Source organism: Spirosoma endophyticum (genome assembly GCF_900112365.1).
Lineage (GTDB): Bacteria > Bacteroidota > Bacteroidia > Cytophagales > Spirosomataceae > Spirosoma > Spirosoma endophyticum.
Window position 1 is genome coordinate 142,771 of sequence record NZ_FOLQ01000006.1, and the last position, 15,661, is coordinate 158,431.

11 protein-coding genes are annotated in these 15,661 nt (G+C 47.9%); 8 read left to right on the forward strand and 3 right to left on the reverse strand.

The window, feature by feature from the left end:
* Positions 1–150: 150 nt before the first annotated feature.
* Positions 151–507: a VOC family protein gene (locus BM202_RS17265; RefSeq protein WP_093828317.1), complete on the reverse strand. Its 357-nt coding sequence runs from the start codon at positions 505–507 to the stop codon at positions 151–153.
* 104 nt (positions 508–611) lie between these two features.
* Complete coding sequence (locus BM202_RS17270) at positions 612–1,649, reverse strand: aldo/keto reductase (protein WP_093828319.1); 1,038 nt, start codon at positions 1,647–1,649, stop codon at positions 612–614.
* 360 nt (positions 1,650–2,009) lie between these two features.
* Between BM202_RS17270 and BM202_RS17275 the strand changes: the two genes are divergently transcribed.
* From BM202_RS17275 to BM202_RS17285, 3 genes are all read left to right on the forward strand, one after another.
* On the forward strand, positions 2,010–2,594 hold the full coding sequence (locus BM202_RS17275) for a hypothetical protein (RefSeq protein WP_093828321.1): 585 nt from the start codon (positions 2,010–2,012) through the stop codon (positions 2,592–2,594).
* 684 nt (positions 2,595–3,278) lie between these two features.
* A complete protein-coding gene (locus BM202_RS17280) occupies positions 3,279–3,596 on the forward strand; it encodes a hypothetical protein (protein WP_093828740.1) in 318 nt (105 codons plus the stop codon).
* Between the two features lie 39 nt (positions 3,597–3,635).
* Complete coding sequence (locus tag BM202_RS17285) at positions 3,636–4,286, forward strand: mannitol dehydrogenase family protein (protein WP_093828323.1); 651 nt, start codon at positions 3,636–3,638, stop codon at positions 4,284–4,286.
* A gap of 55 nt (positions 4,287–4,341) precedes the next feature.
* Here BM202_RS17285 and BM202_RS17290 read toward each other — a convergent pair whose 3' ends face one another.
* A complete protein-coding gene (locus BM202_RS17290; RefSeq protein ID WP_093828325.1) occupies positions 4,342–5,004 on the reverse strand; it encodes a hypothetical protein in 663 nt (220 codons plus the stop codon).
* Positions 5,005–5,403: 399 nt separating this feature from the next.
* Here BM202_RS17290 and BM202_RS17295 point away from each other — a divergent pair, with 399 nt between their 5' ends.
* The 5 genes from BM202_RS17295 to BM202_RS17315 all read left to right on the forward strand — a co-directional run bounded on the left by BM202_RS17295 (position 5,404) and on the right by BM202_RS17315 (position 15,545).
* Positions 5,404–8,115 carry a substrate-binding domain-containing protein gene (locus tag BM202_RS17295; RefSeq protein ID WP_262507696.1) on the forward strand — a complete coding sequence of 904 codons (2,712 nt, stop codon included), beginning with the start codon at positions 5,404–5,406 and terminating at the stop codon, positions 8,113–8,115.
* 265 nt (positions 8,116–8,380) lie between these two features.
* Positions 8,381–9,688 carry a sugar porter family MFS transporter gene (locus BM202_RS17300; RefSeq protein ID WP_093828327.1) on the forward strand — a complete coding sequence of 436 codons (1,308 nt, stop codon included), beginning with the start codon at positions 8,381–8,383 and terminating at the stop codon, positions 9,686–9,688.
* Between the two features lie 13 nt (positions 9,689–9,701).
* On the forward strand, positions 9,702–10,589 hold the full coding sequence (locus BM202_RS17305; protein WP_093828329.1) for a carbohydrate kinase family protein: 888 nt from the start codon (positions 9,702–9,704) through the stop codon (positions 10,587–10,589).
* A gap of 65 nt (positions 10,590–10,654) precedes the next feature.
* The gene (locus BM202_RS17310; RefSeq protein WP_093828744.1) at positions 10,655–13,807 is read left to right on the forward strand and encodes a SusC/RagA family TonB-linked outer membrane protein; all 3,153 of its coding nucleotides are present in this window, start codon (positions 10,655–10,657) and stop codon (positions 13,805–13,807) included.
* A 19-nt stretch (positions 13,808–13,826) separates the two neighbouring features.
* Positions 13,827–15,545 carry a RagB/SusD family nutrient uptake outer membrane protein gene (locus BM202_RS17315; protein ID WP_093828331.1) on the forward strand — a complete coding sequence of 573 codons (1,719 nt, stop codon included), beginning with the start codon at positions 13,827–13,829 and terminating at the stop codon, positions 15,543–15,545.
* Positions 15,546–15,661 lie beyond the last annotated feature (116 nt).

The following is a 15,661-nucleotide window of genomic DNA, read 5'->3' on the forward strand; positions in this document are numbered from 1 at the left end:
TTTATTTGCCCAGGTTGACTACTAGTTCTCAGCCATAAAGTTAAGTAAAAGAACGCACAGCTATACTAAACCTTCAGCTTTCGTAAACTAAGATAGTATTGTCTTTACCAGCCTACGATTCTGGTTGATGACCTGAAATTGGCCAGGTTGTTAGTCAACAAATTGCAGCAACTCAAACCGATTATCGAAGGGATCTCGAAAGAAAAAACGTTGCCGCCCGTCGATCTCGGAGGAATAGGAAATGGCGATTCCGCTACGTTCTAAATCCTGTTTTGCTACGTCCAGATTAGCAACCTCAAAAGCGGGATGCCGACTTGAATAGCTTCCGCCATCCTCTTCGCGAACATGCAGTTGAATATCGGCAATCTGGAACCACATAGCCCCTTTGGGATGATCTCCCAGAATTTCTGTAAGGCCCAGTACGTCCGTATAAAACGCCCGAGCTTCGGCGATTTTTCCTTCGGGAATAGAAATCAGAATGTGGTCTAAACGGGTAAATTGTATCATTGTATAAGGGGACTAATTTTCATTCTCGTCGGATTAAAACCCGACGCAGCACATCCGTTCTATGTTTTTGCGCCGGGTTTTAACCCGGCGAGAATGAAAACGCGTTAGTAAAACTTCGGTAGTGGGTTCAAGGTCAGGTTCTGGCGTTGGTGCCAATAAGGATAGATCGTCGGCACATCGCTGGCAGCATCCAGTTTTTTGATCTGATCGACGGTTAAGTTCCAGCCGACAGCGTCTAGGTTTTGCTTGAGCTGCTCTTCGTTCCGGGCGCCAATAATGATGCTCGAAACCGTTGGCCGTTGCAATAACCAGTTGATTGATACCTGAGCCACAGACTTTCCGGTTTCGGCAGCTACCTCATCCAAAGCGTCGGTGATGGTATAGAAAATCGCTTCGGGTATAACCGATTGCGGAACGGGGCTACCGCCCTCTACGACCCGACCTTCAGTTGGCGCAGGTTTGTTGCGTCCATATTTACCACCCAAACGCCCACCCCCCAGCGGGCTCCAGATAAGACTTCCTACTTTTTGGTCGATGCCAAGCGGCATCAGTTCCCATTCATATTCACGATTCACCAGGGAGTAATACACCTGATGAGCTACGTAGCGATTCCAACCGTATTTCTCCGACACAGCCAGTGACTTCATCAGATGCCAACCCGAGAAATTAGAGCAGGCAATGTAGCGCACTTTGCCGCTCTGTACCAGATCGTCCAGCGTACGTAGCGTTTCTTCTACGGGTGTAACCCCATCGAAGCCATGCATATGGTAGATGTCGATGTAGTCCGTTTTCAGGCGTTTGAGACTACTCTCGCACTGTTTCAATAAACGAAACCGGGATGATCCCTGATTATTGGGGCCTTCGCCGAACGTAAACGTAGCTTTAGTTGATATGAGCACTCTATCACGCAAACCCGTAATGGCTTTGCCCAATATTTCCTCCGAAAGACCGTCGGAATAAACGTCTGCAGTATCGAACAAATTGACACCAGCCTCCAGACAGAGATTAACCATTTGGGTGGCTTCATCGACCTGGGTGCTTCCCCAGGCTTTAAAAAATTTGTTGCCCCCACCGAACGTAGCGGTACCTAAACTCAAAACGGGCACCTGTAGTCCCGATGCGCCTAATTGTCTGTATTCCATAGGTATTTTTTAATGATTCCAGCTTTTCAATACAGGTATTACCAGTAGATTCCGCGTTGCTTTTGGCAACAGCCCCGACTGGTTATATCCCCAACTAACCGTATAGAAATCCATTCGGTTCTGTCCAAAAACATACATAACCGGCCTCATTTCATTAAATATTCGGCGGGGTACTAACGCTACACAGGATTAAAAAAGATCATGAAAGCTAATTTCACAAAGCTTGAGATAGGTAGATTCCCACTAAATCAGAACCTTTCGGAGCATGGACGTCCCGACTATGTAGTGGAATGAGAACAGGAAAAGTTAGGTATCTTTCCCCCAAAAAACAGAATCAGGTCAATCAACAGAAAAGCAAGAATGCCAACAGAATTTATTCAGAAACGACGCTTCAGCTACAGAAAATTTGGGTTGTACTCCGACAGGCTTCTTGTAGAACAGAAAACTATAAGCCAATTCACAAAATTTGAGATTAAGCTTGATCAGATTGGGTCTAACCTGCACTATCAATCTGACAATATCTTAGCAGGCAAAGTCTTCTTGTATATCAGTATTGCTATTCCTCTTATATTAACTATAGCTAATTTAATTCAGCATAATTCATTATTAGAAATTAAATATTTGATAATGAATTATATACTATGGCTCGGTATAGCTCTTGCCAACTATTTAACTGAACACCAAGACGATATAATATTAACTGGAGGTTCACAGAACTTGTTTTTCTATCGAAATATCCCGGACGAGCAAAGTGTCTTGGTTTTTATAGATGATGTCATTTCGGCTTCTAAAAGCCATATGAGAAATAAATACACGAAAATAGACAGCTACGTATCAGAAGGAGATTTTATAAATCGACTTCAGTGGCTACTAGCGAACGAAATTATATCTGAACAGGACTTTGCTCAGCTACGGGAAGAATATAGAATAAGCCGACTTATGTAAACCATTGTCAACTGGACCAGTCCCTCATTTTTTCTGTTTCAGTTATATTACTTCACCAAGAATCGCTTGTACAATTTTCGTTTTCACTGAAAAATGACAGGCACTTATTGCACTATACTCATATTGCAAAACTATTTTAGTACATCAGTTAGTTATTGAATTGAGAAGTGCAGGCACAAACCTTGCTTCTTTTAAATTGATTACAAATAACTTACGCTGATTATGAAACTAGTATACACTCTAAACTATTCAGATAGCGTTAAGGTAGCATGGATGAGTATTTGTACTTTTTCCTCATTAGGTATAGATAGCTTTTTAACAGAACCGTAGTAGTAACGGAAGCGTTAACTCGAACCTTAAAAGCTTTTGGGAATCGCTGAATTGGCCATTGAATCGGATAGAATTGTCCGCTATTTTTTCTTATTTTAAATTAAATCTGAGAGCGGGACCGCTCAACTAATTAAGCAGTAGGCGAAGTTGTTGTTTAGGTACTAAAACAGAGCGCTTTGAAAATTTACATGTAACTACACGTAGTTTTCAAAACCGCAACGACAAGCCTTACGTATATTGTGGCAGATGACACTGCCCCGGCTGAATCAGACCGATTCAGTTACTTACACAGCGGATGTTTACGACTATTATTCGTCCATGACGACCGCTTGTGTTCATTTAATCATCATCACTATGAACCGTTTTTCAGTCATATATCTGCTCAGGAAGCAGTACTACAATATTTACTGTGCCACACATGCCGAAGCCGATGCCATTTTGCTACAGGTAGCTGCCAAAGAAGGATGCACACCCATTGGCATCTACGATGATAAAACGGAGCTTTTCTATTGGGAGCCAACGCGCCAGACTACCTACGACCAGGCAAGCATTGAGGAGCAAGGCAAATGGGGCGCTAACATCATTGGCATTGCTCAGTCATTACGCCACCGCGACGACAAATGGCAGTACCATGCCGATTCAATTTCGCAACTTCTCAGTACAGCCGAATAGAAAATTAATAGCGACATCCACTAACACATAACACTCATCATGTTGACTAACAATTCAAATGTCTCTTCAAACGATTCTGTTGAAGTAGACGTACCTGCTTTAATTGCCTCCTATACGATGCTGGCTTATCCGGCATTTCTGGCTGGTTACCGCACGGTCTCCGAAGCAGTTAACGACGACTTATTCCATACATATGTACGTGCCTTTATGAACCAGGATATTACAACCCTGGCTCCGCTGGACGTCGATCTGGACGACTATAAATCACAACTGATTGACCGCGTTATGAACACGACGGTCAGCGATCAGTTAGCGCTGCTTTGCTGCGACGGTGCTTCGAAACTCCCGACGTTTGTCTTACCTATCTTGCTTGATCTGTTAGAAAAGAAAGGGGATATTCACCGCATTACGTTCCTGATTGCGGCCTACGGCCATTATTTATCAGCTGAAGCTGATGATAAGCGAGTTCCTTATGCGGTAGAAGAGCCGCATCTGCATCAGGAAGATTGGGCAAAAGTTAACGATGGCGATGTCGTTTCACTCCTGGGAATTTCTCCCCTGGCCGAAGCCCGTCTGCGTACGTATCCCCATTTTACGGCCATGTATAAGTCATACAGAGGGCAAATTGCCAAACATGGGGTTATGTTTTTGTTAAAACAGATGGCGTATAAGCGACCGGTTATGGTGTAGGAAAAAACAAGCGGTCTGGATCTGGCGCGTGTGTTTACTCGCGCCAGATCCCAGATCAATTCATTTTCAATTTGACTATACCATTCGACAAAACGATTTTGTCGGTCTGGCTCTGTTTTTTGTACCCATTTCCTTCGGGATCAATAGCCGAATCATAGCCCGTCGATTTGGTGATGGCCTTGTCTTCCATCTTGTTGATCAGTCGGCCCATCCCACCAAACACGGTAGCCGTTGCTTTCTCTTTCCAGAAGGTTCCGGCTAACGTACTATTGAACGTTGCTTCCAGAAACCCATCGGTTCCCATTTTAACCGTAATCGTTTCGTTGTTATTCTGCGATTTCCCGACATGATATTCTATGCGGGGCTCTTTCGTTTCTTCAACGTACTTAACCACGGCCAGCCCTTTATACGTACCCAACTCCTGAATTCGCTTCCAGTTATCTTTGGTATCAGGATTATCCGCATCCACGATCAGATACGTACCAGACTCAATACTATCTTTATTGTCATAGCTCCCCAGCCAGATACGTACTGATTTATCGGGCTTTATGGAGTTGGCCGTAATCCACCAGAATTTACCTATTCTGATTCGACGCGGTTGTGTAGCGTAATCCTTACCGTCAATTTGTACGTCGAATTTATTGTCGTTAGCGATTTGGCCGAAGGTCGTCGTGGCTGCGACAGCCATCGACAGGAAAAGAGAATAGAGGATTTTCATGGTGGTTTCTGGTTATTTATATCGGTAGCAAAAGTCGCTTTAGCTGGTTATAGGTAAAATCACTACGTACATAAAGTGAAAAAACCAGTGATTGAACCCGCAAATTGTCTGGTTCAATTGACACCCGTTCTTGATTGACTTTCTGTTATCGTCAACGAAGTAGCGTATTTTTGTAGAATCCATTACGTTCTCTTTTAGCCAACGGCTTTCCAGAATCCTGTTTAGATACTTATTTCTTGACCTTGTATCCAATTTATTATAGATTATCTTTGGACAGTACCGAAAGTTTGCCTCTTTATTATGAATGCGCTACTTAACTGGTTAGCTAGACCGGTTCTTTTTTTGGTAAAAAAGCAATTTCCCAGCCATAAGGACACGCGTTACGTCCTTATGGCTGGCATGCTATCATTGTTAGTTAGCTGTAATTCAACTTCTGAGAACAGAACGTATCGGATTGGTTTTTCGCAGTGTACAGGGGCCGATTCCTGGCGTAGAACCATGCAGGAGAACATGTACCGGGAATTATCCTTTGACCCGAAAGTCGCTTTCATCATGAAAGACGCCAACGGAAATACGGCCCGTCAAATTGAACAGATACAGCAACTGATCGACCAGCATGTTGACGTACTAATTGTTACGCCCAATGAAGCGAAGCCCATTACGCCCATCCTCGAAAAAGCATACCAGCAGGGAATTCCGGTGATTATTCTGGATCGACGTACCAATTCCGAGCAGTATACGTCTTACGTCGGCGCCAGCAATTATGACGTTGGTTATACCGCCGGAACCTACGCCAATAACCTCCTGAATGGACAAGGTAACGTAGTGGAAATCAGCGAGCGCCCAGGGTCTTCGGCGGACATCGACCGGCATCGCGGTTTCATTGGCGCGCTAAATCGCCATCCGGGTATTCATCTTGTCAGTAAGCTTACTGGCAATTGGGATAAACAATCCTTTGAAAGTCAGCTCACTGGCTTGCTAAAAAATCGCCCAGGCATTCAACTAATTTTTGCGCAAAATGACCGCACTGCTCTGAAAGCGTATACCATTTGCAAAAAACTCGGACGCGAAAAAACGCTGAAAATCATTGGCGTCGATGGACTATCGGGCGCAAACGAGGGAATCGATCTGGTCGAACGGGGCATTCTGACGGCAACCGTTTTGTATCCGACCGGTGGAGAAGAGGCTATTCAAACAGCGATGGCCATTTTGCAAAAGCAGCCATTCAAACGGGAAAATCAGCTTCAGATTACGCTCATCGATTCGTCGAATGTGCGGATTATGAAGCTGCAAAACGAGAAAGTGATTGCCCAGCAAAAAGATATTGAGCGACGGCAAAAGAAGATTGTGGAACAACAGGCGATTTCCGAAAATCAAGCTACCATCATTTACGCCGTCTCGATTACGTTGGCCCTGGCGCTAATTTTTGGGCTATTATCCTTCTATTCGCTACGTGAAAACCGGAAAATTAACCGTCGGCTGGAGGCACAGAATGAAGAGATCTCCGATCAGAAAAACCAGATCGAGCAACTGGCCGAACAGGCTGAGATCGAGAATGAGGCCAAGTTGAAGTTCTTTACCAACATTTCGCACGAGTTTCGCACGCCCTTAACGCTTATTCTGGCCCCGGTCGAAGATATTTTAGAGAACGACAAAGTTCGGGATTCGCTGCTGAAACAGGAGATGATGTTGATCCGGAAGAACACGTTACGTCTCCTTCGGCTCGTGAATCAGTTACTGGATTTCCGCAAAATCGACAGCCACAAAATGCCGGTTCTGGCCAGTGAACAGAACATGATTGAGTTTGTAAAAGACATCATGGCCGCGTTCGAAAAAACGGCCTCAAAGCATAAAATTGACTTCCGACTGATCGCTTCCGAGCCGCAGATTATGGTTTGGTTCGATCCCGCCATGCTCGATAAAGTGATATTCAACCTGCTGTCGAACGCCTTTAAATTCACACCAGACAAAGGACGTATATATCTTTACGTTAGAATATCTTCATCTACCCACGTGCAGATACGTGTCGAAGACAATGGCATCGGCATGACCCCCGCTGAAATAGCCCATGTCTTTGAGGTTTTTTACCAGGGAAAGAGCACCTACAAAGCCTCTGGTACCGGACTGGGTCTGGCGCTCTCCAAAGAATTGATCACGCTGCATCAGGGTACATTATCGGTACGTAGTGAACAGGGTAAGGAAACCTGCTTCACGATTGAACTGCCCTTGGGGAACGCGCATCTGGACACTAGCGAACGCCAAACTGAACCTGCTGAAGACCTGCCAGCCGTGCAGAATCGAATAGTATTGGATGATAACGAAATAAAAACATCGATCCCGTCCTCGGGCAAACAACACGAAAAATCGGTATTGGTAATTGAAGACAACGAAGATCTGAATAGTTTACTGGAGCAAAAACTCCAGACTACGTATCAAGTATACAAGGCATTAGACGGCGAAGAAGGATTACGAATAGCCTTTGATCAAATTCCGGATCTGATCGTTTGCGACATTATGCTACCCCGGAAAGACGGCCTGAGCGTAGCGTCAATTCTGAAATCCGACTTCAGGACGTCGCATATTCCCATCATTTTACTTACTGCCAGAAACACCAACGAACAGCAAATTGAAGGCATTCAAATGGGAGTGGATGCTTACATCACGAAGCCCTTCAATCTGAAGTATGTTGAAGCGACCATAAAAACGTTGCTGAAAAACAGGACATTGCTACGTGAACATTACACCAGCGAGCTTCCTACTGAGCTATTGGCAGGCAACGCTCCTAACAAACTGGATAAGAAATTCATTGCCGAGTTTAAGGCCCATATCGAGGAAAAATACAATGATTCAGAGCTGAATGTAGAGGAAATTGGTCGGGATTTGGGTATGTCGCGGGTGCAGTTATACCGCAAAGTGAAAGCGCTACTTGGCTACAGCGTAAACGAATACATTCAGGAAGTGCGCTTGAACAAAGCCCGGTTTCTACTGAAACAGGATGATCTGACGGTGGCTGACATTGCTTATAAAGTAGGCTTCTCGTCACCAACCTATTTTTCGACCTCTTTTAAAGGAAAATATAACCAAACCCCGCTGGAATATAAGAATTCCTAAAACAATGCCCATTTAGTGATACACAGTCAATTGATTGTACCATTCTGGAAAAATGCTTTTATGCAGATGTATCAATTTTGAAAATCCCTGTATCAAAAGTGAAAGAGCCGTTTGTTGAGGAGTTCATAATTTCTCAATAAAAGACTAATTATCAGCTGATTAATCCTTAAAAAAGGCCTGTATCAAAGTTTAACTTTTTTGAGATATTATTTAGTTATTCAGGGTAGTCCCAAGTAGTAGTTTTGATCGAAAATTCAGAACTGCTATGAATAACAAAGTACTAATCTGGTCGATTGTCGTAGCCTTGGGCGGGTTCCTTTTCGGGTTCGACACGGCAGTCATCTCAGGCGCGGAGAAAGCCATTCAGACTTTATGGGGACTCTCCTCTATAGAGCATGGATTCACCGTTTCCATCGCGCTTATCGGTACCGTCATTGGCGCCATGCTCGGCGGCATACCTTCCGATAAACTGGGACGCAAAACGACGCTTTTCTGGATTGCCATTATCTATTTAGTATCGTCGCTGGGTTCGGCCTTAGCGACCGACTGGTACGTGTTTATTTTCTTTCGGTTTCTGGGCGGACTGGGAGTAGGTACTTCATCCGTCGCGGCACCCATGTACATCTCCGAAATCTCACCGGCCAAGTCGCGGGGCCGTCTGGTCGGGCTGTTCCAGTTCAATGTCGTATTTGGGATTCTGATCGCTTATTTTTCCAATTACTTCATGCAGGATATGGGGCCCAACGCCTGGCGCTGGATGCTGGGTGTGCAGGCCATACCTTCCCTCATCTTTCTGCTAGCCATTCTGGCCGTTCCCGAAAGTCCACGCTGGCTTATTCTGAAGAAAGGCAAAGTCGATGAAGCTAAAGCCATTCTGGACCTGATCGATAAAGAAACCAGTCAGGAAACGCTTAACGCCATTCTGGCGACCAACGACCAGCCCAAAGGCCAGCTATTTTCAGCGAAGTACAAAACACCAGTTAAACTGGCTGTCCTGTTCGCTATTTTCAATCAGGTTTCGGGTATCAACGCGATTATTTACTACAGCCCACGCATTTTCGAAATGACTGGCCTCGGCCCGAAATCGGCCTTTCTGTCGTCGGCGGGGATTGGTCTTGTCAACTTCATTTTCACGTTGCTAGCCATCAACATCATTGACCGTTTCGGGCGTCGCACGCTGATGTTCATTGGGTCCGTCGGTGTAATTGTGACGCTTGGCCTCGTGGCCCGCGCGTTCTTTATTCAGGATTTTACGGGTGTCCCCATCTTCCTGTTCGTCTACATTGCCTTCTTCGGATTTTCGCAGGGCGCGGTTATCTGGGTATTCATCTCCGAGATTTTTCCGTCCGAAGTCCGGGCCAGCGGACAGGCACTTGGCAGTTTCACGCACTGGTTCATGGCCGCCATTATTGCCTTCTCCTTCCCCGTCATTGCCGACTATTTCGGGGGTGGTGCTACGTTCTCCTTCTTCGCCCTGATGATGGTGCTGCAACTTCTGTTTGTGTGGCGCATGATGCCCGAAACGAAGGGAACCAGTCTGGAGCAAGTCGAAAAAACACTCGTCATTCATTAATTCATTCCCGATCATGAACCAAACGATCACCTGCTTCGGCGAAATCCTCTGGGACGTATTACCAACCAGTAAACAACCCGGTGGTGCGCCCATGAACGTAGCCGCTGACCTGCGTAACTTCGGCCTTAACTCCCAGCTTATCAGCCGGGTAGGTAGCGACGACCTGGGCCGCGAACTACTGGATTTCCTGGCACAGAAAGGTATCCCGCTAGACCTGATTCAGGTTGGCCAATCGCATCTGACGGGCGTAGCAAAAGCCAATATTTCGGACAGCAATGAGGTGACCTACAAGATCGTCCAGCCGGTTGCCTGGGATTATATCCAACTGGCACCAGGCCTGCTCGACACCGTACGGCAAAGCGATTTATTTGTCTATGGCAGTCTGGTTGCCCGAAGTAACCAGTCTCACGAAACGCTGCTATCGCTACTGGAGGCTGCTCCCCGCAAAGTATTCGATGTGAATCTTCGCGCGCCCCATTACGAACGAACAACCGTAGAGACCCTCCTGTACTACGCCGACATTGCGAAAATCAATGAACATGAACTGGTTGAGTTATCATCCTGGTATGGCGAAGAAACGGACCTGCACCAGGCCATGAATCAACTGCGTAGACGCTATAAGCTGGAAACGCTTTGTGTGACGCTGGGCGAAAAAGGAGCCGTGCTGCTGGATGAAACCGGCTTATACAGCCAGGTTGGTTTTCCCGTCGAGGTAGAAGACACCATCGGCAGTGGGGATGCCTTTCTGGCCGCATTTCTCTACAAAACCCTACAAGGAGAATCGCCCGAAAAGACCCTGGAATTTGCCTGCGCCACCGGTGCCTACGTAGCGACACAACGGGGCGCGACACCGCTTTTTTCCGAAGAAACAATCATGAATAGTGCCTTACTAACAACCTGATTTAGCAATGCATATCACGCTCCTCTTTCCATAGTACAACGCTTTAAACCTTTACATCTATGAACATGAAAAATTACCTGTTCACGCTGGCCATCCTGCTAACGGCTACGTTGGCACTGGCCCAGCAACGCACGATTACGGGGACCGTTTTCGATGCCAAAACAAAGGAGGCTCTGCCCGGAGCCAGCATTATCGTCCCTGGAACGACAACGGGCACCGTTGCGGATGTTAGTGGAAAATTTTCGATTGGGGTGCCGCAAAATGCCACGGCGGTTACGGTATCTTTTATTGGGTACGCTACGCAGGAAGTGGCTATTACCAACGCAAATACAATCACGGTGCTGCTGGCCGAAGGTGGTCAACTCGCTGAAGTTGTGGTATTGGGGTATACCACGGCCCGCAAACAGGATCTGACCGGCGCGGTGGCCATTGTGGACGTAGCAACGACCAAAAATACCAGTTCGGGAAATCCCATGCAGGCCTTGCAGGGCCGGGTGCCAGGCCTGTACATTGAGAAGTCGGGGACGCCCTCCGGGGAGGCCAGCCGCATTCTGATTCGGGGGGCCAATACGTTAGGCAACAATGATCCGCTGTATATCATCGACGGGATGCCCACCAAGCGGTCGCAGGTGTTTCAGAGCCTCAACCCAACGGCCATTCAGTCAATTCAGGTACTGAAAGATGCGTCTTCGGCGTCTATTTATGGGTCTCGGGCGTCGAACGGCGTCATCATTGTAACGACCAAAAACGGGGTCAACACCGACGGCAAATTGCATGTGCAGTTTAACACCAGCATTTCGGCGCAGTCGGAAAAACCGGAACGCTTCAAGATGCTGAATTCGGTTGATCGGGGGCGGGCACTCTGGCAGGCATCGGTGAACGATGGAGCCGATCCGGCGTCGGCTTATGGCGAAATCTACGCGTTCGACTGGAACAGGAATTTCAGTAATCCAGTGCTCAATAACGTAACGGTACAGCCCTACGTTGGGGGCAATCAGAACGTACCGGCTGGTAACACGGACTGGCAGAAAGAGCTTTACCAGACAGGTTATGTTACGAACAATGATCTGACGATTTCGGGTGGTACCAAAACCTCGTCGTTGCTGGTCAACCTGAGCTACCTCAACAACTCGGGCATGGTAAAATTTACGGGCTATCAACGGCTTACGGGACGCGTTAACGGGGCAACCAGTATGTTCGACGGGCGGCTGAAATTCGGCGTTAATCTGCAAATGACGACCTCCAAAGAAACGCCGGTAACCAATGATCTTGGGGGCGCTCCAACGCCCGGCCTGGCCATCACGTTAGCGCCAACGATTCCGGTCTACACCAGCACAGGTGATTATGCCGGTCCCATTGGATCGGGTTATTCGGACCGGAACAACCCGGTGTTCATGCAGTACATTAACCGCTGGGATAAGATCAACCGGAACTTCGTATTCGGCAACGTCTTCACCGAGATCGAGCCGATCCGGGGGCTAATTTTCCGATCATCGCTGGGGATGGACAATGCGGGTTATGCCAACAAAAACATTGAACAGTCGTTCCAGAACGGATTTATTTCCCGCTCATTGAACAGCCTGACGCTGAACACCAACAAGTTTCTGAGCCTGACCTGGACCAATACGTTACGCTACAATTTTGACTTGGGTGCGCACCGGTTCAACGTACTGGCCGGTGTCGAATCGATCAAAGACAATCTGAATGACGTAACATCATACAGGGAAAATTTCGCGGTGCAGACCGAAGATTTCTTTGTGCTCAGTGCAGCTTCGGGCAATGCCAGCAGCAATGGCAGTTCAACCGGTAGCCGTCTTTTGTCGCAGTTTGCCCGGATTGACTACGGCTTTGGCGACCGCTATCTGGCGGCCTTGACGCTACGTCGGGATGGCTCGTCGCGGTTTGGCCAGGATAATCGATACGGTTTCTTCCCGGCAGCATCGGTCGGCTGGCGCATCGACAAAGAAGCGTTTATGAGCAACGTGAAGGCTATTTCTAACCTCAAACTGCGGGCGGGTGTTGGCCGCATTGGTAACCAGGACATCGGGGATTTGGCCCGCTTTGGCCTATTTGAGCCTCGCTACGGTACACTGGCATCACAAGTGCCCAATGGTCATGACGGCTTTTTTGATCAGTACTGGAATGTAGGGACGGCCTACGACCTGAACGGCACAAACAGCGGTACGTTGCCATCTGGTTTCGTACAGACACAGGGCGAAAACGCAGCCCTCAAATGGGAAACGACCGACGAATTGAACGTAGGTGTCGATTTTGGATTCCTGAACGGCAGTCTGGTGGGCTCGTTCGACTATTTCACCCGCGAAACCAAAGATATTCTGATCAAACCACCAGTTGCCTCAGCCGTGGGCGAAGGGCAGTTGAAATTCGTGAATGGCGCGACTAAAACCAACAAAGGTTTTGAACTGCTCCTGACCTATTTTGGCAAACCTAAAGGGGCTTTCACCTGGAACGTATCGGCCAACTTCGCCCGCTTCCGGGATAAAATAACAGTACTTCCCGAAGAAGTTCGGTCGGCGTTTGCGGGGAATGCCGTAACGACGATCCTGGGCCACTCGCAGTTTGATTTGTTCGGATACCGGACCGATGGCCTTTTCCAGAATCAGGAAGACGTAAAAAATCACGCCACGCAGGTGGGTGCGGCTCCGGGCCGTATTCGCTACCGGGATCTGAATAGCGATGGCAAAATCGACGCGCTGGATCAGGAGTTTTTCGGAACGACGCTGCCCGGTCTCGAATACGGTGCCCGCGTTGAACTGGGATACAAAAATTTCGACTTCTCCCTCTTCGGTTCGGGCGTGGCCAGCCGGACGGGCTTTGATCCGTACACGTTCTACAACAATTTCATCCGTGGCCGCGACAACATTGGGCCGGGCGTATTCAATGCCTGGACACCCCAGAATACGTCGTCGCGCATCCCGGCGCTTACCCTGGCCGATGGCAATAACGAAACACGTTCGTCGGATTATTTCAACGTCAATACGTCCTACTTCAAGATTCGGAATATTCAGTTGGGCTATACGTTCCAGCGGGACATGATTGGTAAACTGGGCTTATCGAGCCTGCGGCTATATGCCATGGCGGAGAACGTGGTCTGGTTTAAAAGCAAAACCTTCCTGGGGCCAGATCCTGAGCGGACGGATGTCAACACGGTTCCGGTACCCCGCACCTTCACGTTCGGCTTAAATGTTTCTTTCTAATCCCAAAGACCTTACAATCATGAAAAATAAAGTTCTGTTTTCATTGCTGGTCATTGCCGGTGGCAGTTTCTTCACGTCCTGCAAAGAGTTTCTGGACTACCAGCCCCAGGGAACGCTTTCTTCCGATAATATCAAGAGTGCCGACAATGCCGATGCGCTGGTAACGGCGGCTTATGCTGCGCTGGGTAACGGCGAAATGATTGGACCCATTGCCAGCATGTGGGTGTATGGCAGCGTGCGCTCCGATGATGCCTACAAAGGCGGGGGTGGCGTGGCTGATCTGGAGGACATCAACTTCTACGAGCAGCACAACCTGACGCAGCCGCAGCAGGGTGGCGGTTTTTACCATCCGTATACGTGGGAGAATTATTACAAGGCCATCTCGCGGGCTAACGTAGCGTTACGCTCAATCAACGCGCTAACCGATGCAGCTTTCCCGTTGAAGAAAACTCGTCAGGCCGAACTGCGTTTCCTCCGGGGACATGCGCACTTCATGCTAAAAATGCTGTTCAAGTTCGTTCCCTACGTTGACGAAACGCTATCGAACGAGCAGATTCTGACGGTGTCGAACCGGGCACTAACCAACGATAAGCTGTGGGACAAAATCGCGGAAGATTTCCAGTATGCGGTCGATAACCTGCCGGTTTCACAAACGCAGGTAGGGCGGGCCAACAAACTGTCGGCATCGGCCTATCTGGCGAAATTGCGGCTGTATCAGGCCTATGAACAGGATGACAACAACAAAGTTACGGGTATCAATAAAGACAAACTGCAACAGGTTGTTACGTTAACTCAGGCCGTTATCAGTTCAGGAAAATACAGCCTGCAACCTGATTTTGCGGAGAATTTTCTGCCCGAATATGACAATGGCGTTGAATCGGTCTTTGCGGTGCAATACTCAATTAATGATGGAACAACTGTGGGTCGACTCAACTTTGAAGATGGGCTAAATTATCCGCATGGTGCTCCCCAATATGGTTGCTGCAGCTTCCACCAACCCAGCCAGAACTTAGCCAACGCGTTTGGAACAGATGCGAACGGATTGCCCAAATTCGATACATTCAACGACGGCGTTATCGACTTCAAAACCGCAACGGTCGATCCGCGTGTTGACCACACGATTGGCATTGACGGTCATCCGTACAAATACAATGCAGCGTCCCCGTTCAGCAACAGTTGGGTGCGCGATCCGGGCGTTTACGGAAACTTTCAGGCGATGAAATCACAGCAACTGGCCACCAGCTCGTCGTATAAAAAGCAGGGGCCGTTCATGGGCGTTTCGAAAAACATCGACATCATCCGGTATGCCGACGTTCTGCTGTTCCAGGCTGAAGCCTACATTGAATTAGGGCAGCAGGCGCTGGCATTGCCGCTGATTAACCAAATCCGCGCAAGGGCGGCTAAAAGCACCGGACGGACGAAAAAAGCAGATGGAACCGACCCATCCAAGTACCTGATCAATCCATATACAGCGACCAACTGGACGCAGGCCTATGCCCGAAAAGCGTTACAGTTTGAGCGCCGTCTGGAGTTCGCCACCGAAAGTCCGCGCTTCTTCGACCTCGTCCGCTGGGGTATTGCCGCCGAAACGCTGAACGCCTACATAACCAAAGAAAAAACCAGACGTTCCCATTTGAGTGGTGCTACGTTCACCGCTGGCCGCGACGAGTATCTGCCGATTCCGCAACGGGAAATCAATTTTACCAAAGGGCTTTACAAGCAGAATGTCGGTTTCTAAAATCAAACCAATAAAAAATACCTTTTAGGTTGGTAGTCCAGTTTATGGTGGGGGGCGGTTCGTTATATAGCTGACTCCCCACTATATCTTTCTTATTCCTGAATTACTTACGCTAC

What these genes read in the sequence shown, in the direction of transcription:
- BM202_RS17265 (WP_093828317.1), bottom strand. Translation starts at nt 507, where the DNA reads ATGATACAATTTACCCGTTTAGACCACATTCTGATTTCTATTCCCGAA.
- BM202_RS17270 (WP_093828319.1), bottom strand. Translation starts at nt 1,649, where the DNA reads ATGGAATACAGACAATTAGGCGCATCGGGACTACAGGTGCCCGTTTTG.
- BM202_RS17275 (WP_093828321.1), top strand. Translation starts at nt 2,010, where the DNA reads ATGCCAACAGAATTTATTCAGAAACGACGCTTCAGCTACAGAAAATTT.
- BM202_RS17280 (WP_093828740.1), top strand. Translation starts at nt 3,279, where the DNA reads ATGAACCGTTTTTCAGTCATATATCTGCTCAGGAAGCAGTACTACAAT.
- BM202_RS17285 (WP_093828323.1), top strand. Translation starts at nt 3,636, where the DNA reads ATGTTGACTAACAATTCAAATGTCTCTTCAAACGATTCTGTTGAAGTA.
- BM202_RS17290 (WP_093828325.1), bottom strand. Translation starts at nt 5,004, where the DNA reads ATGAAAATCCTCTATTCTCTTTTCCTGTCGATGGCTGTCGCAGCCACG.
- BM202_RS17295 (WP_262507696.1), top strand. Translation starts at nt 5,404, where the DNA reads ATGCTATCATTGTTAGTTAGCTGTAATTCAACTTCTGAGAACAGAACG.
- BM202_RS17300 (WP_093828327.1), top strand. Translation starts at nt 8,381, where the DNA reads ATGAATAACAAAGTACTAATCTGGTCGATTGTCGTAGCCTTGGGCGGG.
- BM202_RS17305 (WP_093828329.1), top strand. Translation starts at nt 9,702, where the DNA reads ATGAACCAAACGATCACCTGCTTCGGCGAAATCCTCTGGGACGTATTA.
- BM202_RS17310 (WP_093828744.1), top strand. Translation starts at nt 10,655, where the DNA reads ATGAAAAATTACCTGTTCACGCTGGCCATCCTGCTAACGGCTACGTTG.
- BM202_RS17315 (WP_093828331.1), top strand. Translation starts at nt 13,827, where the DNA reads ATGAAAAATAAAGTTCTGTTTTCATTGCTGGTCATTGCCGGTGGCAGT.